Source organism: Plantactinospora mayteni, assembly GCF_016862935.1.
In the GTDB taxonomy this organism is placed as follows: domain Bacteria; phylum Actinomycetota; class Actinomycetes; order Mycobacteriales; family Micromonosporaceae; genus Plantactinospora; species Plantactinospora mayteni.
Genome location: NZ_BONX01000081.1, coordinates 1 through 20,111 on the forward strand (window position 1 = coordinate 1; position 20,111 = coordinate 20,111).

At 66.8% G+C, this 20,111-nt stretch carries 18 protein-coding genes and 2 pseudogenes; 9 read left to right on the forward strand and 11 right to left on the reverse strand.

The window, feature by feature from the left end; all coding sequences use genetic code 11:
• Positions 1 to 338 precede the first annotated feature (338 nt).
• A complete protein-coding gene (locus tag Pma05_RS40875) occupies positions 339 to 788 on the forward strand; it encodes a group II truncated hemoglobin (RefSeq protein WP_203862919.1) in 450 nt (149 codons plus the stop codon).
• Between the two features lie 550 nt (positions 789 to 1,338).
• Here the strand turns inward: Pma05_RS40875 and Pma05_RS40880 are convergent.
• Positions 1,339 to 2,085: a GntR family transcriptional regulator gene (locus tag Pma05_RS40880; protein WP_203862920.1), complete on the reverse strand. Its 747-nt coding sequence runs from the start codon at positions 2,083 to 2,085 to the stop codon at positions 1,339 to 1,341.
• Positions 2,086 to 2,182: 97 nt separating this feature from the next.
• Between Pma05_RS40880 and Pma05_RS40885 the strand changes: the two genes are divergently transcribed.
• From Pma05_RS40885 to Pma05_RS40900, 4 genes and pseudogenes are all read left to right on the forward strand, one after another.
• Positions 2,183 to 3,019 (forward strand): phosphoribosylaminoimidazolesuccinocarboxamide synthase, encoded by an 837-nt coding sequence (locus Pma05_RS40885; protein WP_203862921.1) that lies wholly within the window; start codon positions 2,183 to 2,185, stop codon positions 3,017 to 3,019.
• The gene (locus Pma05_RS40890) at positions 3,016 to 3,306 is read left to right on the forward strand and encodes a hypothetical protein (protein ID WP_203862922.1); all 291 of its coding nucleotides are present in this window, start codon (positions 3,016 to 3,018) and stop codon (positions 3,304 to 3,306) included. Before Pma05_RS40885 ends, Pma05_RS40890 begins: the two co-directional genes overlap by 4 nt.
• A gap of 70 nt (positions 3,307 to 3,376) precedes the next feature.
• Positions 3,377 to 3,721, forward strand: coding sequence for a hypothetical protein (locus tag Pma05_RS40895; RefSeq protein ID WP_203862923.1), 345 nt, complete (start codon positions 3,377 to 3,379; stop codon positions 3,719 to 3,721).
• Positions 3,709 to 4,434, forward strand: a pseudogene (locus tag Pma05_RS40900) (transposase); the annotation flags it as partial. The gene Pma05_RS40895 and the pseudogene Pma05_RS40900, both read left to right, overlap by 13 nt.
• 267 nt (positions 4,435 to 4,701) lie before the next feature.
• Here Pma05_RS40900 and Pma05_RS40905 read toward each other — a convergent pair.
• Together Pma05_RS40905 and Pma05_RS40910 are read right to left on the reverse strand one after the other, a co-directional pair.
• Positions 4,702 to 8,691: a S1 family peptidase gene (locus tag Pma05_RS40905; protein WP_203862924.1), complete on the reverse strand. Its 3,990-nt coding sequence runs from the start codon at positions 8,689 to 8,691 to the stop codon at positions 4,702 to 4,704.
• Positions 8,688 to 8,987, reverse strand: coding sequence for a trypco2 family protein (locus Pma05_RS40910; protein ID WP_203862925.1), 300 nt, complete (start codon positions 8,985 to 8,987; stop codon positions 8,688 to 8,690). Before Pma05_RS40910 ends, Pma05_RS40905 begins: the two co-directional genes overlap by 4 nt.
• 496 nt (positions 8,988 to 9,483) lie before the next feature.
• Between Pma05_RS40910 and Pma05_RS40915 the strand changes: the two genes are divergently transcribed.
• Positions 9,484 to 10,080 carry an ATP-dependent DNA ligase gene (locus Pma05_RS40915; protein WP_203862926.1) on the forward strand — a complete coding sequence of 199 codons (597 nt, stop codon included), beginning with the start codon at positions 9,484 to 9,486 and terminating at the stop codon, positions 10,078 to 10,080.
• Between the two features lie 821 nt (positions 10,081 to 10,901).
• On the opposite strand, the gene Pma05_RS40920 is transcribed toward Pma05_RS40915, so the two are convergent.
• Positions 10,902 to 11,294 (reverse strand): Imm1 family immunity protein, encoded by a 393-nt coding sequence (locus tag Pma05_RS40920; RefSeq protein WP_203862927.1) that lies wholly within the window; start codon positions 11,292 to 11,294, stop codon positions 10,902 to 10,904.
• Positions 11,291 to 11,641: a DddA-like double-stranded DNA deaminase toxin gene (locus tag Pma05_RS40925; protein WP_203862928.1), complete on the reverse strand. Its 351-nt coding sequence runs from the start codon at positions 11,639 to 11,641 to the stop codon at positions 11,291 to 11,293. The genes Pma05_RS40920 and Pma05_RS40925 overlap by 4 nt, the downstream gene beginning before the upstream one ends.
• 32 nt (positions 11,642 to 11,673) lie before the next feature.
• Between Pma05_RS40925 and istB the strand changes: the two genes are divergently transcribed.
• On the forward strand, positions 11,674 to 12,150 hold the full coding sequence (gene istB, locus Pma05_RS40930; protein ID WP_307837038.1) for an IS21-like element helper ATPase IstB: 477 nt from the start codon (positions 11,674 to 11,676) through the stop codon (positions 12,148 to 12,150).
• On the opposite strand, the gene Pma05_RS40935 is transcribed toward istB, so the two are convergent.
• From Pma05_RS40935 to Pma05_RS40950, 5 genes are all read right to left on the reverse strand, one after another.
• Positions 12,116 to 12,814, reverse strand: coding sequence for a hypothetical protein (locus Pma05_RS40935; RefSeq protein WP_203862929.1), 699 nt, complete (start codon positions 12,812 to 12,814; stop codon positions 12,116 to 12,118). The genes istB and Pma05_RS40935 overlap by 35 nt on opposite strands.
• Entirely contained in the window at positions 12,807 to 13,004 is a 198-nt protein-coding gene (locus Pma05_RS40940) for a hypothetical protein (RefSeq protein WP_203862930.1), read from the reverse strand. Before Pma05_RS40940 ends, Pma05_RS40935 begins: the two co-directional genes overlap by 8 nt.
• 40 nt (positions 13,005 to 13,044) lie before the next feature.
• Positions 13,045 to 13,494, reverse strand: coding sequence for a hypothetical protein (locus tag Pma05_RS40945; protein ID WP_203862931.1), 450 nt, complete (start codon positions 13,492 to 13,494; stop codon positions 13,045 to 13,047).
• 39 nt (positions 13,495 to 13,533) lie between these two features.
• Positions 13,534 to 13,662 carry a hypothetical protein gene (locus tag Pma05_RS43700; RefSeq protein ID WP_275414829.1) on the reverse strand — a complete coding sequence of 43 codons (129 nt, stop codon included), beginning with the start codon at positions 13,660 to 13,662 and terminating at the stop codon, positions 13,534 to 13,536.
• A 653-nt stretch (positions 13,663 to 14,315) separates the two neighbouring features.
• Positions 14,316 to 14,600: a hypothetical protein gene (locus Pma05_RS40950; protein ID WP_203862932.1), complete on the reverse strand. Its 285-nt coding sequence runs from the start codon at positions 14,598 to 14,600 to the stop codon at positions 14,316 to 14,318.
• A 654-nt stretch (positions 14,601 to 15,254) separates the two neighbouring features.
• Here Pma05_RS40950 and Pma05_RS44245 point away from each other — a divergent pair.
• The gene (locus tag Pma05_RS44245) at positions 15,255 to 16,010 is read left to right on the forward strand and encodes a helix-turn-helix transcriptional regulator (RefSeq protein ID WP_344921071.1); all 756 of its coding nucleotides are present in this window, start codon (positions 15,255 to 15,257) and stop codon (positions 16,008 to 16,010) included.
• 444 nt (positions 16,011 to 16,454) lie between these two features.
• Here the strand turns inward: Pma05_RS44245 and Pma05_RS40960 are convergent, their stop codons facing one another.
• A complete protein-coding gene (locus Pma05_RS40960) occupies positions 16,455 to 18,869 on the reverse strand; it encodes an AAA family ATPase (protein WP_203862934.1) in 2,415 nt (804 codons plus the stop codon).
• Between the two features lie 587 nt (positions 18,870 to 19,456).
• On the opposite strand from Pma05_RS40960, the pseudogene Pma05_RS44250 reads away from it, so the two are divergent.
• Positions 19,457 to 19,878 (forward strand): annotated as a pseudogene (locus Pma05_RS44250) (IS701 family transposase); the annotation flags it as partial.
• Positions 19,879 to 20,111: the final 233 nt, after the last annotated feature.

The window sequence follows — 20,111 nt, forward strand, 5'->3', positions numbered from 1 at the left end:
GTGCTCGTCACGGACGGTAGCCCGGATGGCACGGGGGCCTGCATCCGGACGATGAGCGGATGTTCAGCTGGGGCGGCCCGAGGGCCACCCGGAGGTGCGATCTGCCGGGACTGTGGGTCAACGTGGCATGGCTGCGGCGTGCTCGGCAGCGAGCTCGTATAGGCGGTCAGGTAGCTGCTGACCGTGGCCCGCCTAGAGCGAGGGCATCTGGCCATGCTGATGACGTTGCTGCTTCGCCTGGCTAGTCGACCACGCTCGTCAGAACAAGGTACGGTCGCAGCAGCCGGATCTTTGGGGAGCACACCCATCGCTCAGTCCAGGCTGTGGAGGACGAGGAAATGACCACCCTGTACCAATTCGCCGGCGGCGACGAGGCGCTGCATCGCCTGGAAGAACTGTTCTACACCAAAGTCCTCGCCGATCCCGTTCTACGCAGCGTGTTCCCCGCTCGGCAGCTGAGCCATGTCGAACACCTCACGTGGTTTACCGCCGAGTCCTTCGGCGGCCCCGACAGGTTCACCACCGGCCTGGGATTTCAGTACATCATCGACGTCCACCGCCACCTGAAGATCACCGACGAGCAGCGGGAACGGTTCGTCGCCCTTTACCTAGAAGCGATCGATGAAGCTGGTCTACCGGACGACGACGCTTTCCGCGCGGCCGTTGTCGAGCACCTCGAGTTCGGCTCCCGTGTTGCCCAGCAGAACTCGCACGCCGAGACCGATGACCAGCTGCATCCGATCCGTGAGGTTCCCGCTTGGACGTGGCCGCGACAGTCTGAACACTGACGGGTAGCCGCGATCTCTGATGGCCCTCGGGACGGCCTCCTGTCGGTCGCCATGGACGTCCGCACATGCCGCGATTGGCGCATCGACTGGCACCTCGCATACTCACCGGCTGCTGGGGTGTGGCTCCCGGGAGACGGTCGCGCCCGCAGCAGTCAGATGCTCAGCGAGCAGCCTCATCTCAGCCTGTGTACCGAGGATGCCAGTAGTGATGAGCGCGGTGATCGCGCTGCTTGCCTCATCGATCGTCGCCCCTCGCTTGCGGAACACACTGAGCAGACGAACCCTGAGCGGGCCGGCGGCAACCGGTTCGACTCGCAGTCGGACCAAGCCAGCGCGGGCGACGAGCGCTTTCCGTACGATGGCGGGCATCTCGCCCCAACCACATAGCTCCGTAGCGGCGTCGCAGCCGCTGCACCGCGTCGAGACCGTCCAGGCAAGCCGGTCCCCGTCGACCGCCTCGGTGACCACGCCAGCCGTCTACGCCCCGCACGCAGCGCAGGGCTCGATCAGCTCGTAACCGATCAACGTCGCCTCGACCATCACGATGAGGTTAGTCCAGCTCGTACTCGTATGTCTGCCAGCGCTCAGGCGTGCAGACGTACTCGCCGTACTCCAGCACCTCGTCGTCGCCGTCCCGGAACCAGTTGCGCCCGAACAGGACCGGGCTGCCCTCACCGACTCCGAGGTCCGCAGCGACGGCAGCGTCGGCCAGCGCGGCAGTGAACTGGTCGCGTCCGTGACGTGCCACGCGGCCGGTCTGCTGTTCGATGTAGCCAGGGGTGCCCTGCTTGAGCCGATCGGTGGACAGCAGACCAGGAGCCACCTCGGCCAGCGCGCCGGGGTACCAGCTGGTCGACGCGGACACCGGAATCTCCTCCCGGTACGTCACTCGGTGCCGCCGGATCACGGGCGAGCCGGACTCGACGCCGAGCGCTGCGGCCACGTGCTCGGGTGCGTCGACCAACTCGGCGGACACGATGCGGGCGTGCTCCCCTGGCGGGTAGATCCGGCCCCGCCTGCGAGCCGAAAGCGCCCGGTCGCGGGGTGATCGCCCGACGTCCTGAACGTTGACCACGGTCCCGCCCGCGCCACCCGACGTGGTCTTCACCAGACCCTCAGCCCGGAGAGTGGCCAGCACCTTGGCGGCTGTGGCATGCGCCACACCCCACTGCTCGACCAGCTGACGCGCCGAGGGAAGCCGGTCGCCGTCCCGCAACTCACCGCTCCGGATCAGATCCCTGAAGTGCTGCGTGATCTGCTGATACGGCGGCAACGGCCGTTGCACTTGTGGCGACACTGACCCTCCGTTCACGTTCCGCGTTCTATAACATCACTCTACGGGTGGCATCTCACCAGATGCGCCGCAGGCCAGGAGCGTCACCGCAGGGAGAACCGTGGAGCTAGTGCACTCAGGCAAGGTCAGGGACGTCTACGTCGACGGGGAGGACGTGATCCTCGTGGCATCCGACCGGGTGTCGGTGTACGACGTCGTCCTACCGACGCCGATCCCCGACAAGGGCAAGATCCTGACACAGCTATCGCTGTGGTGGTTCGACAAACTCTCTGATCTAGTACCCAACCACATCGTCTCCGGCACCGATGTGCCAGCGGAGTGGGCCGGCCGGGCAGTGCGGTGCCGACGCCTAAAGATGATCGAAGTCGAGTGCATCGCGCGCGGATACCTAGCCGGCCTCGGCCTGCGAGAGTACGAAGCGAGCGGCGCGGTGTCGGGCGTCCCGCTGCCGACCGGCCTCTTGGAGGGCTCTCGACTACCTCAGCCGATCTTCACGCCAACCACAAAATCCGCGCCAGGGGTGGGCGTACACGACGAGTTCATCACCTTCGATGACGTGGTGAGCGATGTCGGGGCCGATGTCGCGGCCGACCTGCGTCGGATCACCCTAGAGGTCTACCGGCGCGGCGCCGCCATCGCCGCTGAGCAAGGCGTCGTCATCGCCGACACCAAGTTGGAGTTCGGGTGGGCGCCAGACGGCACCCTGGTCCTAGGCGACGAGTTGCTGACGTCGGACTCGTCACGGTTCTGGCCGGCCGACGACTGGAAGCCAGGCCGCCCGCAGTTCGCATTCGACAAGCAGTTCGTACGGGACTGGGCCGCCGGAACAGGCTGGGATAAGAAGCCGCCGGCGCCGAACGTGCCCGAGGAGATCGTCGAGGCGACACGGGCACGATACATCGAGGTCTACGAGCGAATCACAGGGGAGCGTTGGTGATGTTTGTTCCGACCATCGACCGCGAGGACATGGATGCGAGCGCCATGCTGCGCCGCGCGCACGAGCGGGGTGAGCAACTGGAGAAGTACGACCCCAACCAGCTCGTCAGCGAGGTAGCCGGCCTACTGCGCGAACGCGGCTTCCACCCCGAACTGCCAGCCGGCACGGGCCGCGCGGGCATGGCGGCCGGCGCCGCAGGGATGATGCTGCGCGCGTTCGGCATCTTGCCTGCAGGGGATGTGACGTCGATCGATCGCGTCAATGCCCCAGATCCGGAGTCCCGCTGAACTGGAGGCTCGCCGGGGCGCCGGGCCGCGATGAGGTCGAGCGGATTCTGTCGGATTTCACCACGGCGACATGATCAGGCGCAGTTGCGCCATCCCCACGAGCCCAGCCGATAGCGTTGCTGCGGTCACCGAGTTATGGAGCGTCAGCGTGCAGCGCCGCCGATTCCTGCAAGATGTCTTTGTCACCGCCCTGGCCGTGGAGGCCGCTCTCGACTGGCGTGACATGCCCCCCGCTGCCTCGGTCGCTCGCGCGATCGGTACCCGGGTTGTCACCGCTGCCGACGTCAACCGGCTCTGGCAGGCCCGAACCGAGTTTGCGCAGCTTGACCATATTCTTGGCGGTGGGTACGCCCTGTCATGGTTGGTGCAGCACCTGGACACCGAGGTTGCACCGTTGCTGAACGGGGCCTGCTGACCCAGATCCACCCCGCCCTGGAACGTGTCCTCGGCCCGAAGATCGCCCACCCGGCCGTGTTGGAACTGCTGTCGCGCTGCGGCGGATCAGTAGGGCTACGCAAAGCCGGCCGCCGGAAACTGACCTCGATCGCCGTCTCCCGCGCGCCCCGCATGGGCGACAAACTCGTCGACGCGGTCCTGGCCGCCCTGGACGAGCAGACCGTCACCGTTCCCGGCGCCACGGCCGCGGAGACGATCCTGCCCCGCCTGGCCGACACACTGCGCGACGTGCTGCGCCAACGCGACCAGGTCGCCGCCGAGGTCGAAGGGGTGCTTGATGCCCACCCTCTCGCCGGGGTCCTGACCTCGATGCCCGGCATCGGGGTCAGGACCGCAGCCCGGATCCTCCTCGAAGTCGGCGACGGCACCACGTTCGCCAGCCCAGGACACCTCGCCGCCTACGCCGGCCTCGCCCCCATCACCCGCCGCTCAGGCAGCAGCATCCGGGGCGAGCACCCACCCAAGGGCGGCAACAAGCAACTCAAACGCGCATTCTTCCTCGCCGCGTTCGCCGCCCTGGCCGACCCCGCCAGCCGCGCCTACTACAACCGCAAACGCGCCGAAGGCAAGAAACACAACGCCGCCCTCATCTGCCTCGCCCGACGCCGCGTCGACGTCCTCCACGCCATGCTCCGCGACAAGACCACCTACCAAGCCCGCCCTGCCGCTTGACGAAACCCCTAGGGACACCCCCCGCCGAGGCAGCACCAAGCGGGACTCCGCGACCTCGACACCCCCCGGAGGCAGCGCTGCGGTGATCGACGCTGTCAGATCGCCGGCGGGGCAGCAGGTCCACGGTGGTCATCCAGGCGTCGAGGTATTGGCCCCCGGCGGGCGGTGAGCGGGCTGGCGAACTCTCGCACTCAGCGCTGCCAAGATCGTCGTCTGCGGACGCGTGACGAGCAGTTCGTCGAGAGGGTTGCGGTGATGGGCGGCGCATCACCGCAGCAGCGAGGTGTAGAGCGCGATGGCGGCCTCCGGGTGCAGGGCAGCGAGCGCCTCGAGAGCCATCGGCCAGTGCTCGCCGGCGAGGAGATTCACGGCGATCCAGGTGGCCGTCGCGTGAGTCCGGGCGTCCTTCGCGGCCCAGGCGGCGATCCTGCCGCGGGCGAGTGCGCTCAGGTCCGCCTGGGTGATCGCTGCGGCCATGTCGTCGGCGTCCTGCGGCTGTCCCCCGTGGCCGAGCGCCAGTGCGCAGTCATAGCGGATGTGATCGTCGTCGGCCATGCTCAGCGCCTCCGCGACGAGTTCGCGTGCACGCCCGGGCGCGTGGGGTGCCAGCGCCTTCGCGATCGTCGCCAGGGCAGGTGCACTGCCCTGCGACCGTGCGGCGCCGATCGCCTCGTCCGCTACGCGCAGCCCGGTAGCGGGGTCGGTGTCCATCAGGACGTCCGTGACGATCGCGAGCCGGGCGGCCCGGTCGGTGGAGAAGGCGCTGAGGGTGGGGCCGATCCAGGCAGCATGGCCGAGAAGTTTGGACTGTGCCAGCAGTCGTATCCAGACGGTGATCGCGCCCGGGCTCGGGGAGTCGATGCCGGATGACGTGGTAGCCAGTGCAACGGTCGTTACGCGCATCGCCTCGGCGGCGTCGCGGTGCTTGATCGCTGCTTTCATGCCGTTCCAGGCGTCGAGGAAGTTGCTGGCGAAGAACCAAGCGCCTCTGAGGTTCTCCGCCTCTGCCTTCGCCTTGAGCCTGCGTGCCATCTGTGTGGCCTGCTTGAACCGCCCGGCCTCAGCCAGATGCCACACGGCGGCCTCGACCGCGAGGTGCCGCTCCCAGCGGTCCGGTATGGACCACACAATTTTCGCGGCGTCGGCGTATGCGCCCGCGGCCACCTGGACGGCGGCGATCCGGTCCACGAACGCGCTGGCGCCGGGACGCCGAGCCAGCTCCCGGCACTGGAGCCGGACCCATGCGGGCTCGGCAGCGCAGAGCGCTTCCAGCAGGCTGAGCAGCACGTGCCCGTCGGTGACCTCGGTTTCCTGCACGATGGTCAGCGCCTCGGCGGCGAGGCGTCGCGCGTCCTGCGGCCGCTCACGGTCGAGGTGTGCCGCCGCGGTGGCGGCGAGCGCCGACGCGCGCCGGAACGGGTCCGCAAGCGCGCGTGCCGCCTGCTCGGCCAGGCCGGTGTCGCCCGCTTCAGCGAGCGCTATCGCCATCGTTTCGCTGATGCTCTCTGGATCCACGTTCGAGAAGATGTAGCCACGCCCCTCGTCGAACGCCTCGCCGGCCGTCTGTACCGCCTCGTCCGCGAGGCCTTGCGAGATCATCGTCCGCACCAGCGTCTCCATCGCGTCGACGTGCAGCCGCTCCTCGTCGGCGACCGCCTTCTTGACCCTGTCGACGAAGAGATCCTGGGCCCAGCGCAGGCCGCTGCCGAAGTTGTGCGCGTACGTCATTGCGAGGCTCGTCTTGTATTTCGCCGTGACGCGCCACTCTCTCGGACGTGCATAGTCAGCGCGGGTGAGATACGGGTGTGATTCCGCGATCTCCGCGCAGGCCTCGGCCACCCGGGCGGCTTCACCGATGTCGGCCCCGGACCACGCCTGCGCCACCGCCGCGAGGGCCGAGACCCGCTCCGCGTCGTCGGTCAAGGACATCGCGATGCGTTCCGCGGTTCCGGCGAGACGGACGCGTTCGTCGCCGGTCAGGTACACGGCGATGGTCGCCAGCACCTCGGCCTGCGCCCAAGCGCTGCCGAGGGATGCGGCGACCTCCTGCGCCTCGGTGGCCCGGCCCGCCTTGGCCAGCAGCACGGCACAGCGCCCGGCGAGCTCGGTGGAGCCGGATTCCCGGGCCAGGCCCACGGCTTCGGCGAGGATGGCGGCGGTTTGCCCGGGGTCGTCCCGCACCGCTGGGTGGGTGGCGATCGTGGCCAGCGCCTCGAACCGGTCCCGGTCACCGGCGATCGATCGGGTCACCCCGAGTGCCGTTGTGAGCAGCGCCTGCGCCCTGGCGGGCACGGCGGCGGCCAGCTCGGTGATGGCGTACGCCCGCATGACCTCGTTGCCGACGGCTCGGGCCAGGGACTCTCCGAGATCGGGCTCGCCGAGCCGGGCCAGCACCGCGGGAAGATCCACCGGAACCGAGGTTCCCCGGTGCACGATCCGGTCCCGCTCGGCGGCGACGGCGGCGAGCCCGGCGAGGAGCCCCGCTTCCGCCAAGAGGTCTACGGCGGCGGTGACCTCGATCGTCGCCGCGTAGTCGGATCGCGTGCGGCGCAGCATGAGGTCGTGGCGTGCCGGATCGCCGGCGAACTCGGCGAGCCGCTGCGGATCGGCGTAACGCAGCAGCAGCCGCCCGTAGGACCGCAGCAGGTAGTCCGGCGTGTCGTCCGGCCAGCCCGCCGCCCGGTACCGGTCCGCAGCGGCGTCGAGGACGGTGGCCCGCAGCTGGTTGACCGACGGTCCCAGCATCCGCTCAGCGATCTCCTGGAGTGTGGCGTGCGCGAAGGCACAGACCGGATCCTCGCCGATCTGCGAAACGAAGGTGAACGAACGGCCCAGCACCGAACCCAGCAGCTCTTCGACCGCCCAGCGGGGACTTTCAGCGAGGTCGGCAAGGTCGGTGACCGTCAGGCTGCCGCCGGAGGCCGTGACCAGTCCGACGATCCGCTGGCCTTCGATACCGCTCTCCAGCTGACGGATCAGTTCGCTCTTGGCGGCGGCCTCCAGGTCCTGAGCGAGCCGTGGCTGCGACAGGCGCACGGTTCGGCAGCGGCGCAGCGGATGACCGGCGGCGACGTCGGCTGGGAGACCGGGCGACTCGCGGCCGGCGACCACGATCTGCACCCCGGCGGGAACCTCGCGCGGTAACAGCGATGCGATGCTCGGCCGGCGCCCGGTGTCCTCGTCGAGGCCGTCGATGACGAGCGTGAGTGGCATCGCGCGCCCGGCCGTCTCCAGCAGCCGGAGGTAGTGCCCGACGCGCGCCGATCGCTGCGCGGGAAACAGCGGCTCCTCCCCGGCGATCGCCGCGAGCTGTTCGATCGACGAGGCCAGAAAGGCGTCGCTGTCCGACTCGCCGGAGAGCCGGGAGGTGACGAAGAAGGACACGATGCGCGTCCCGGCCGGCGGATGCAGGGCGAACCAGGACAGCAGGGCGGTCTTACCGGACCAGGGCGGCCCTTGCCACAGCAGATAGGGCTCGTCACCGCCGCAGAACCGCATCAATTCGGCGAGCTCGTCGCTGCGGTCCTCGAGCGTGGGCGGTGCGATGCTGCGCAGCCAAGACAGCTGGGCGGCGAGCGCGAGCGCGCCTCCGGCGGAGAGCACGGCCTGCGTCAGCGGGCCCATCAGCCCACGCAGCTGCGGGTCCGTCCACCCGTCGGCTCGGCCGGCGGCCAGCCTGCCCAGCCCGTCGCCGCGGTGATGCCTGGTGACGATGCCTACGATCCGGCCATCGTGGAACACCGCGGCGCCGGACATTCCCTCCCACGGTGAGCGGCCGGGATCCGGGTCCGGGGCGGGTGGTGTGGCGATCGCCAGTTCGAGGGTCGCCTCGCGGCGATTGGCCAGCAGCGCCACCGTGGCCGTCAGATGACAGGTGTCACGGTACTGTGACGGACTGCCGTCGAGAAGCCGGCGTGAGGCGTCGTCCCGGATCTTCCAGCGCGGGAAGCCAACAGTGGAGCAGGAGACCATCGCATCGGCGGCGGGTATGCCGGCGAACTCGCTGCGGCGAATGCCGCCGCCTGCATCGATCCGCAGGATCGCCACGTCGTCGCCGCCGGCTGTCAGGACGACGGCAGCCTCGCGCGTCCACTCGTGATCGGTGTCCGCATCGAAGCGGACGAGTATCCGGCTGCCGCCGCCGACGACATGGGCGGCGGTGAGCACCTCGGTGTCCGAGATCCGATACCCCGAGCCCCGGCGGCCGCCTGCGGCGGTCGTGACGATGATCTCCGCGACGCGGGCCGGATCGATCACCGCTCGCGATCGCCCGCCTCGCCAGAGACCCACGGCGTCTCGGCCGACCCGCTGAACCTCGGCTGGAGGGTCAGCTTGATCCGTTGCGTCGACACCCGGTGCAGTCCGGCGTCGGTGCCGAGGTCGACCACCCAGAAGCGGACCTTCGCGGAGCCCTTCGCCTCGTTGGTCACCGCAACCGTCAGCTCCAGCTCGATGGGGCCGAGTTCGAATCGAAACGCCTCGCCGCCGGCGGCGACGACCGCCGCCTCCAACTCCGCGCGCAGTTCTCGGACAACCGTCGTGAGTTCGATCACCGTTGCTCCCACCGGGCTCGGCGCCAGTGAACGAATTCTATCCCGGGAAGGGTCAACCCCTCGCTACACGTACGGCGGCCCGCGCCGTACTGAGTCCGCGGACGAGCATTGTGTCGGGCGCCGTCGCGGGAAGCAGCGCATCCGGTAGGGCAGGCGCCGCCGCCGGCCGCACGTTGGACGGTCCGGCCGAACGCCGAACGGAGCCGTTGGTTGAGCCCCAGGGGTACCGGTGCTTGGTGACCCGGACGGGTCTCCTGAGACAGGCGGAGTCTGGAGAACGACGGCGCCCGCGGCCAACTGCGGGTAACCGATGGGGTGGCGTGCCTGAGAACTCGCCACGGACGCCGGTGCGACAGCGAGTTCCCGGAGATCATCGCCGCTGCCGCCGGTCTGCCGGACGTCATCCTCGACGGCGAGATCGTCGTCCCCGGCAGCGACGGCTGTCCGGACTTCGCCGCGCTGCGCGGACGGCTGGGCGTCGGCGCCGGCCGGGCCCGTGTCCTTGCCGCTGCCCGCCCGGCCCCGGTTCTACGCCTTCGACGCCCTCTGGCATGACGGCCGGGACCTGCGCGGGACCGCGTTGGCCGGACGGCGCCAGGTCCTCGACACGCTGCCGCTGACCGCGGCGCTGGTCCTCGTGGAGACGCACCCCGGCCAGGCGCAGGCCGTGCTCGACTTCGCCAGACGCCGATCCCTCGAAGGCATCGTCGTCAAACACGCCGACTCGCTGTACCGCTCCGGCCGATCCACCGCCTGGCAGAAGTTCAAGATCCGCCACCATCAGCGGGTATGGGTAACCGCGTGGATTCCGGGCGGCCCCGGAGAACTCGACCGATACTGGGTCAGCCGGCCCGTCGACGGCAATCTCACACCAGCCGGCGAAGTCTCCCTGGGCCTCAAACCGGGCCAGGCGTCGACGCTTCGCCACATCCTGTCCGCGGCCGACCTCGGTGCGAAGCGCAGGAACGGACTGCGTCCAGTAGCACCCGTCGTCTCGATGACAGTCGCCGGACACGGCAAACCGTCCGGATGGCTACGCGACCCCGTGATCACCGAGATGCACATCGACCCGACCGGACCACAGATCCGGTAATCGCGCCCAGTCCAGGCGGGCCGCATCCCGCGAACGGCCCACCTCTGGTCCGAGGTCTCGCGCGACCGGCCAGCCAGCCCATGCTGATGTCGGCAGACGGTCGTGTCGTTTGCGCAGCGCGGTTCGGTGACCCGCTCCGATTCCCGGGTCGTCTTGTTGATCGGGACTGCTCGTCGGACAAGCGTTGTGCGCTCTTTCGCGCGTGCGCCTTCCGGCAAAGCGGGCTTGACGACCAAGTTTCGCGTTTCGACGCCCGCTGCTAGTAACAGAATCGGGCTTCACCCGTTGTGATGTTGGGCGCCTGGGGCGGCCAGCTTCGCACGTCTCGGTTTACGCGTGACCGAGAATGAAGAGGAAAGACGCCCCTCCGACCCGCCGCAGCCAGCGGCGCCAGTCTGGAAGGAGGTGGCTACGGCAGCCACTGTCGTGCTTGACCTGACTGCGGACGTGCTGGAGTCGGGTGGGCGCGATGGTCCTGCCGTGATGGCCAGAACCATCGCCCACCTGCTACGTCTTGCCGTGGTCGTTTTGCCGGACGCCAGCAAGAGGTAGCCGATCGGTCCGGGGTCGGCAGCCAGCCGGCCCCGGGCTCCGGTCGTGCACGTGCATCTTCCAACCTCGCATTCTCAACTGTCGAGACTGCCAAAGCGTGACGGCTCAAGACGTTGAGTCCATGTTCATTCATCCGCAGGACGGATGCTCCTAGCCAAAAGACCGAGGACTACTCGCCTACCTGATGGTCAAGCCGCACGTACGCCGCTGGTGATGCGGATCGTCGCAGAACCTGGCGGGCGGTCGGTGCTCTGTGGGCGGGTCGGTCGTCATTGACCTGGGTCGAGGTGCAGGTCGGCTGGTGGTGCACCGGTGAGGAGGTAGTGGTGGGCTGCCCGTCGGGCGGTGGCCGGGGTGAGTCTGGTCCGCTCCGGTGTGTAGGTCGTGGGCTGGCCGCCTTGGTCGTAGTCGATGGGCTCAGGCCAGGGCGGCAGGTCGGGCTGGTAGGCATAGCCGCCTTCGGCACCGAACACGAGGAGCACCGCGCGGTCGGGGTGCCCGACACCGATCTGCAGGCCAAGGTCGTCGTTGTCGTCTGGCACGACGTCAACGATGTGCGGTGCCGCGGTGGCGATCTGGTCGAGTACGGCGTCCAGGTCGGCGGGCGTGGATACCGCGGCGGTGTTGTCGGCGCCCCAGTAGACCGTGTAGCCGGTACTCATGCGACTCCTCTTCCGTTGCCGTGGTAGTCCGCCCACCAGGTGGTGGTGCCGTCGTCACCGGCAACGTACACCCCGAGCGTGGTGCCTTCGGGAAGCATCTCGGCCAGTCGCCGGTGGCATCCCTTCGGCCCGCCGCACGGTGGTGCGGACACCACGAGCACGGCATGTTTGGGGGCGTTCGGCCTGCGTAGTACGGCGGCGACGTGGCCTTCCACGTGCTGGGTGGCCGACGCCATCTGGTGCCAGCGCAGCGGTGAGTCGCGGCGCAGTCCCGGCGCCCCCTGTCCGGGACCGTCCTCGCCGCTCCAGATCGGCTTGCTCCGCGTTCCAGCCTGAGCTGGACCCACGCAAGATCCGGGACCTGGCCACTCTCGCGTTCGTGCAGGCCAAAGCCAACGTCGCCCTACTCGGACCGCCCGGAGTCGGCAAGACCCACATTGCCGTCGCCCTGGCCGTCGCCGCCTGCCGAGCCGGATTCACCGTTTACTTCACCAGCCTCGACGACATGGTCCGCCACCTCACCGCCGCCGACGCCATCGGACGCCTGGCCCGCAAGCTGCACACCTACCTGCGGCCGAACGTCCTCGTGATCGATGAGGTCGGCTACCAGCCCCTCGAACGGACCCAGGCCAACCTCGTCTTCCAAGTGATCTCGAAGCGCTACGAGAAGGGCTCGACTCTGCTCACCTCGAACAAGAGCTTCGGCGAATGGGGCCAGGTCTTCGGCGACGAAGTCCTCGCCAGCGCCATCCTCGACCGCCTCCTGCACCACTGCGACGTGGTCGCGATCAACGGACCCAGCTACCGGCTAAAGAACCGCCTCACCGCCATCGACGGCCAAGCCGACGTCGCCTGAACTGGCCACGTTCAGCCGTACCTACCTGGGGACGCACACTCGTACGCCGACAGTGTGTGCCGTCCTCGTAGAGCTGCCCGATGAGGTCCGCGGCCCCTGGGACGTCTGAGACCATCGGCGTGCCGGGCAGGCTGCTGATCAGCCCTGGCCCCAACCCGACCAGATTGTCGAGGATGCCGGGATGCTCAGTGAGCAATTGCTCCCAGTCGACCTCGTCCCCGACCAGGGCACCGGCGATACCGACGGGCGCGACCAGCGGCAGCGCCAACCCCGGTGCCAGCACGCCGGCTTGCAGGGCGCCGCCGAGCCCGTACCCTGCAGTCCAGCGCAACGTGTCGATCGTGCGCGCCTGTGCCTCGTCCACCGCCTGGTAGGAGGCAACGACAGTGTGCAGCGCAATCGCCCGCTCCCCGAAACTCAACGACAGCGCGGTCAGGCCGTCCAGCGCTTGCAGCAGTCCAGCCTCGATCTTCGCGAACCCATCCGGATTAAGCACCGCCGAGGCCAGCAAACCCGGGTCGACCAGCATGCTGTGCCCCTGGGCGCTGACCGCCGCCAGGTCGCCGGCCAGATCCTCGCTGTGCTGCGCGAGCAGACCGATGTCCTCGTAGCGAGCATCGGTCCCGCCGACGCCACCATGCATCTGATACCCGGGATTACCCATCGGTACCCTCCAGGAGTTGCGCCAGATACGGGGCGACCCACACCCCGATGTCCTCCCGGGCGACCGGTCGCAGCGCCACCATCCGCCGCCCCGTCCAATCCGGCTCCGACCGCGCTCCGATCCAGCCGTCGTCGGTCGCTAACCACACCACCTGGGCCAGGCCGAGGCCGTCACCGGAAGGACCGCTCACCACGCACCGCAGCACGCCAGTGGTACGGCTGTTCAGCTGCTCAGAAAGCCGCGCCTCTGCGGCGGAGAGAGCGAGTGCCGACACCACCTGTTGCTTTACCGGCTGCTCCCGCCGGCTCGGCGGCCGGCGCGTACTCGGCGAGCGCCGTCAAGGGCAGCCGCCCGGACGGCCGTTGGTTGGCGCCACCGCCGAGCGCCCGGCCGATTCGCGCCGACTCCGACCCCGCAAGGTCTGATGCCGCCGGCATCACCCGCACCAACTCCGCACCGAGCCGGACCGAATCGAACATCGACAACTCGACACCGTCATCGGCCAGCGCCACCAAGCCGGCTCCGGCGGCTCCGGCCACCGCAAACACCGCCCGCAGCCCGCGCTCCTCGACGGACGCCTCCAGCTGCACCAGCGCCTGCGCGCCCGCAAACATCGCCAGGTTCGCCACCACCGCCCCGACCGGCCGCCACGCCAGCGGAGCGTCCGCATCGGCTGCCACCACCCCTCGCGCGGCGAGCTCGGCTGCAGCCTCCCGAAGCTAGGGCTCCGACAGGTCTTCCGACTCGAACCCCGGCGGCCGCAGCTCGCTCGCCCGGACCAGCAGTGCCCACTGCGCATCGGACAGCGCCAGCCGGTGTGCCGATCCTGCGGTGCCATTGGCGAGCACTACAGCACTCCCTTGCCATGCATGAACTCACCGACTTCAAGCCAGCGCCGGTCCCCTGACGCGGGCAGGTTTCCGGGCTGGACAGGCCATCCCGCCCATGGGGCCTCCATGACCGTCTTCAGCAACGGTCCGCCCGCCAGCGGAGCGAGATCCCGCACCTGTTCGGCCGCCGCCCGGAACCAACATGCAGAGAGCACACAAAATATAGCTGTCTGTCAAAGTGGCGGGCACAGCCTGCGCTACCCCTTCCACAACTCGCAACCCCGCGCAGTCCCGTGGGCGCCCGTGATCGTCGCCGCCGGGGCAACGCCCGGACAGACAACGGATCTCGATGTGAAGCGTCCGGCTTGCGGCGCCACGACCGCGAACTATCGTCAGACCCACCTCGTACTGTGCGGTACGTGAAACACAGACGCGAGAGGGTTCGGTTCTCCTTCGCGCCCGACTGTCTTGCGGGCCCGGCCACAGCAACGAAGAGGAGGCCGGCCAAGCAGGTGGCCGCCAGCCACGGACGCCCAGATGTCTCGGTGACCGAGGTAGCCGCACCGCAGGCGTGCCCGTCACTTCCATCTCGATCTGCCGCACCATCGAACGGACAGGGGTTGATGACGTCTCCCACTAGGCGAACGTCATCAACCCCTGCTACATCGGAACTAGACCGACCACTCGTCGTACGGCAGGAAACACCGGTCACACCTCGGGTCGTCCTCGTCGAGCGGCGGCCACAGGTGATCACGGCAGGCCGGGTCGACACGATCACGCTCGTCCAGATGCTCCAGGAACGCGTCGAGGTCGGGGTCGTGCACCGGGGACAACTCGGCAGCCCGTCCCCACCTCTGGAACGGGTCGGTCGGGGTATTCAGGTCGGGTTTCGGCGCGACAGGTTGCACGGCCTGGCCGCCACGAAACCGCTGGTCGTCGGGAGATTCATTAGACATGGTGGCTCCTCAGCCACCCGCTCTGGCGGCACCGTCCAGACCAACGTACGAGCCGCCCCAGGGCCACATGGATGTGGCATAGGACGGCCGTACTGCTGTACGGTGGCTACATACATACAGCACAGTGCGCTCCGGTGCACAGTCGTGCATCAGAGATAACTGCCTGTATGTACGCCCGCTAGCGGGCTAGTTCGGACTCGTCAGAACGCCCTGGAAAGTGATTCTGACGAGTTGGGACATTTGTTGGCGGTGGCGTAGCAGTGAATAATCTTACTGCTACGCCACCGCGTTTTCCACCTGACCTCGCGATGATGCGCCTCCAAGATCGATTACGTGCCTCCTCGGTCGTCGCCAGGAGAGTGCCGCCGGGCGGACAGACAGGCCCCACCGGAGAGCGGGATTCCAGCGTCGTCAGGGCCAGGAACGGAGGTGGTAGCGAATCGATCATGCATTTGCACTGGTCAACCGCCTCTCGCCTGAGCGCGCCCCGAAACTCGTCCCACGATTCGGACGGTCCACCCTGTTCACGTTCGAATTCTCCCACCCCGCCACTCGAGGGCGCAACCAGCTACTAACGTCACGACGGAGCGACTCTGAGGATTTCTGCTTCAGATCGGAGTTGAGCCCCGACGCGAAACCGTATACTGTGTCAATATGACACAGTCACGTGGTCGAGTATCGCGATACAGCACTGATAGTCATGCCATAATCGCTCCACGTAATGCCAGTCCTCCTCGACACGCTGCCGAGGACTGGAGTGCCGCAACAAACCGTACAGTAGCCAGTGAGATACGGGCATGGCGAAAGCGACGAAGTCTTAGCGCCCAACAACTTGCTGATCGATGCGCAAGGCTTGGCCATCCTATCCCGCGGAACATCATCGCCAACATTGAGACTGGAAGGCGCGGCGGCATCACCGTCACCGAGGCGATTGTGCTGGCCATGGCACTCAATGTACCCCCCGTTCTCCTTATCTATCCACTCGGCAAACGACCCAACACATTTACAGCGCCAGAACATGACACGGACACCTGGAGTGCCATTAGCTGGTTCGCCGGCCAGCATCGGCCCGCGCGGAAGATGCTCGGGACGGACGAAGAAGCCGACATTGCTGAGGCCATACGTGAATGGGAGCATGCACGCGATGTCTTCGACGCATATGAGCGACACGAGGCACTCGTGCGGCGGTACCGATATACCCGGGATCAGACTATTACAGAGCTGAAGCGATTGGCCGAGCCGTCGCTGCATGACCAGAATGAAGAGTCAAAGCGCGCACTCCAAGCAGGCACGGATTTGTTTGCACGAGACCTCGCCAGAGCCGTCGACACCTTACGGCAGCATCGAAACATTATGGTGCACATGGGTTATGTACTACCGAACCTACCGTCTGACATCGACTTGAGCTGACCAGAGCGGGTTCTTGAGTCACTGCGCCGCCGAAGGCACACCTTCCTCACCCGTGGGCAAACTCCCGCTCAAGCGCCTCGACCGCCGCCGTCCAGGCTGGGACGTCTGCTAAGGGGATGTAGGGATCGGGCACACGTCCGTGCAGAACATCGCAGATTTGTTTATAGACGGCCAGCCCCGACCGCACTACTTGCATACGCGCCTCCTGGGCCTGCGGACGCAACCCCGGCTCACCAAGCGTCAACATGAGCCGTTGGTTGACCCTATTCGAGGCGGGAGTGCCTGCTATGACCGTCGGTGGTAGCCCTTCAACGACCTGCTCCACACGCACCCGAAGGATGAGGGCGAGTAGGAAGCTCTTCTTATAGGGAGTCCCGGGCCATGCCCCATAGGCTGTCTGAAGATCCGCCACAGCGGCAACTTGCCACCGTCCGCTCGTCATGGCTAGTTCCCGAGCTTGTGGATTGCTTTGATGATCCGACGCGTCTCCTTGAGCCACTGCATTCGCCGCTGCGGCTTTGCCTTTTCCGGGGAACGCCCGTGACCTCCCTTGTTCAAATCCGCGATCGTCCGGTCGTATAGCGCAAGGTCTATTGGCTGTCTCCCCAACTTCTGGGCGTAGTCATTGAGTAGCTGCAACTGCTGGCGGCTGTCACCGGCACGATCTCTTGCCGCCCGCAGCTCATCATCCGAAAGCCCAGCGCGGCGGCCGAGCACCTCAACGTAGAGGCCGGCTTCGGTATCTAACGCCTGGCGACAGATTGCAAGGGTCATAGCGGTGATTGCAGAGTCAGTACCGAGTGGCACCTCTCGCTCAGCGTCAAGCACTCGCTCCAGGTCTTCGAGGTACCCAAGACCCGGAGAGGTGATGTCGCGCGTCAGTACTGTCGAGGCCTCATTCGGGGGCCGGTCGAGTCGAATGTGCTGTACGTACTGGCCGATCGCTCGTAACTCCTGCCATAGCCGCTCGTCATGGCTAAGCACGATGATCTGGTAGGTAGCAGCCTGAGCGGCCAGCAGTTGCGCTAGGTACCGGACACGCCAAGCGTCGAAGGCATGTACCGGGTCGTCAAGTACCAGGAACCTAAAAGGGCTTTCGGGTTGCGTGGCACGCGGTAGATAGGTCGCCAGCATCAGGGCATTTCGTTGGCCTGTGCTCAAAACGTTCGGGGCGTCCGGTCCGGACTTGACAATCACGTCGCCGACGGTCATATCAATGTCAACCTTACGAGCCTGCCTTACGCCCCCCGACAACCGCATGTCAGTTATGACGACGTCGCTATCGTTGCTCAGCTCCGTCCAGAGCTGGGTAACGCGACCGGCAATCGGCTCGAAGAGCATCGCGCGCGCATCCCTGATCCATTGTTCGACAGCTTTGGCGAGTTTGACGGCACGGATGCCCCTGTCACACTCGACGCGGTGCGTCTCCAGCGTGGCAAGCCACGACTCAACCTGTTGCCGTACGTGGACGCGCTCATTCAGCGACTCTTCGTAGTTGACAAGCAATGCCGTCCGACTGCCACTATACCAGGCAGATATGGCCCTGGACTCTGTACATAGGTGCTCAAGAAGCTGGGGCGTCGCGTTGCTCATCAGGCCCTTGACCTCATCAATGAGACGGTCCCACCGAGCAAGGAACGGATCGCCATCCTTGATAGCAGGGTGCCGCAGCGCGGTTCGAGTCGCCGGCAACAGCGGATTGGGGAAAGCCGAGGCGAGCGCCTGCAACTGCGACTTGAGAGTCCGCTCGGCGTCTCGCAACTCGCCCAAGCCGGCGTCGAGGTCCGCAACCGTGTGCTGAGCTCTGTCACGCCACCGCACGCCGGGCGTCGCGCAGACAGGGCAGATGTCATCGGCAGAATCTGTCTCGGGATACGTGTGGGTTTCGTGCAGTAGCTGCCCAAGAGCGCGCCGAACAACGTCAGCTCCGGAGACTATCGATGCACGGGCGCGTTCGACCCGCCGCGCGGCCTTTACACACTCAGCGACTAAGCCGGCGTCTACGGCCCACACAGGCACGAGACTCGGTTGTGCCGGCGCTGAGGCCGGCAGTTCAGCAACAGCCGCCCTCAGCTCCGCAGTTGCCTCAAGAGTCGGCGTAGCACCGCACTCTCGCATCCGGGATACCAGTGTTGCGGCCATCCCAACCCGACTAAGGACGGTCACGGCTCTGTCGTACGCCTCCGCGACCTTCCGATCCGCCGCCCGCCCGACTGTTCGGATCTTGTCTACTCGCGCGAGCAGGTTCGTTAGAAAATCAATGGGTATACCATCATATAAATAGGTATGTAGTACTCCGGGCTGCTCGATGACAGGCGATATCTCTGGATACAGCAGAACCGGGCTGAACTTTTCATAAGCAACCCGCCAGTCCGGGGGAATCGCACCGGACGATCCATCCGAGTTTTTCCAGCTTACAGGTCCTTGACCACCACAGGTCATTTCGGCGTCAGACACGCCATCGGTCACAACTGCCGCAATCTGCCGCTCTGGATGGTGCAGATTCGCTTCTGCAAGTTGATAGCGCCGCGGCTCTCCGTTGCTCAGCACATGGCGTAGGGCGTCGGCGGCGCTCGTCTTTCCAATGCCATTGCGCGCGGACACAACCACAATCCCCGGCCGTGGAAGGAATTCGAGGCGCAATGGGGTGACGCCGATGCCGACATGGCCCTGAACTTCTAGGCTGCGTAGGAACCAGGGGCCTCTTGAGGCCGCAGCCTCCGCCTGAGAGGTACCGGCAGCACCCAACTCACCAGCAATCTCCTGCAACAAAGATCGGGCTTCTGGAGCAAGCTCCTCACTCGCGGCGGCGACATCCTCCCACGACAGTACAGCCCGACGTTGCTTCTTCGGCACCATCTAGCCACCCCAGCTTCCAACCCCACGATGTCGAGCAGGAAGTCATATCTGCTCGAAGCAAGCAGTAGTTGCTGTCGTTTAGGTGACACACCGTACCGAACAGCGGGCTCGCAGCAAGCAGGTAAAGTGGCGTGTCGCTTGTACGACAACCAGACGCTTTGCGGATTCGCAGGTCAGGCGCGATGCAGGCGTACGTTACGACCGACTTTCCTCTAAAATGCTACAACTGGCACGGCTCTGCCAAACATGCAACTGTAAGGCTAGAGATCATTATGAGCCTTCGCATCATGGCCCGCGGCTGGGCGCTGCGACACACCGTGACGCGTCCACGCAGCGACGACGACACCGATGTGCAGTGCGACCCTCGCCCGCGAGATGGGGCTGTACCAACCCCCTGCTGCGCCCGACCGGCAGAATGTCGACCATGGCATTCGTCTACGGGCAGGCACACCGCACCTTCCTCAAGGAGGCAGTGCCGGATATTCAGCGTCTGATCGACCTCCACACGTCGGAGACCGGCTCCGGACCCGGCCGACGCCGTACAGACATCCAGGTCGTTACCCGCTCGGCGATCGTCATGACGTGCGCCTCGTGGGAGGCGTTCTGCGAAGGACCTGGCCTCGGAAGCGCTACGGAAGATCGCGATGCGGCGCGGACCGCAGGAGTACTGGTGGGCACGGGTACCGATTCGGGTGCCCGCCTGGTGGAAACCCGGCCGAGGTCACTGGCTCCTCGCCCGGCGCAGCATCACCACCGGACAGATCGCCTACTACGTCTGTACGGACCTCGTCGCACCCGCCTGGTCGACCTCGCCCGGGTCGCCGGTGCCCGGTGGGCGGTCGAGGAATGCGTCCAGCAGGCGAAGAACGAAGCCGGACTGGACGAGTACCAAGTTCGGGACTGGCGGGCGTGGTACGCCCACATCACCCTCGCCATGGCCGCCTACGCGTGGCTGGTCGTTGCCCGATCCCTTGCCGTAAAAGGGGAACTGGTCCCAGCGAACGCATGATGATCGGCTACACCGTACCGGAGATCCGACGACTGCTCACCGCACTGACCGTGCGACGACCCCGCCCATCAGAGCAGTTCTGGGCCTGGTCCCGACGACGCCAGTACCAGGCCAGACTCTGCCACTACCGACGACACGGCTATCCCTGACACTGCCGTTGCAGTACTAACGCCGGGCGGTGCCGATTCCACGGCGTTGGGCACCGCGTGGGCCGGCTGGCTCCCGCCCGGTGC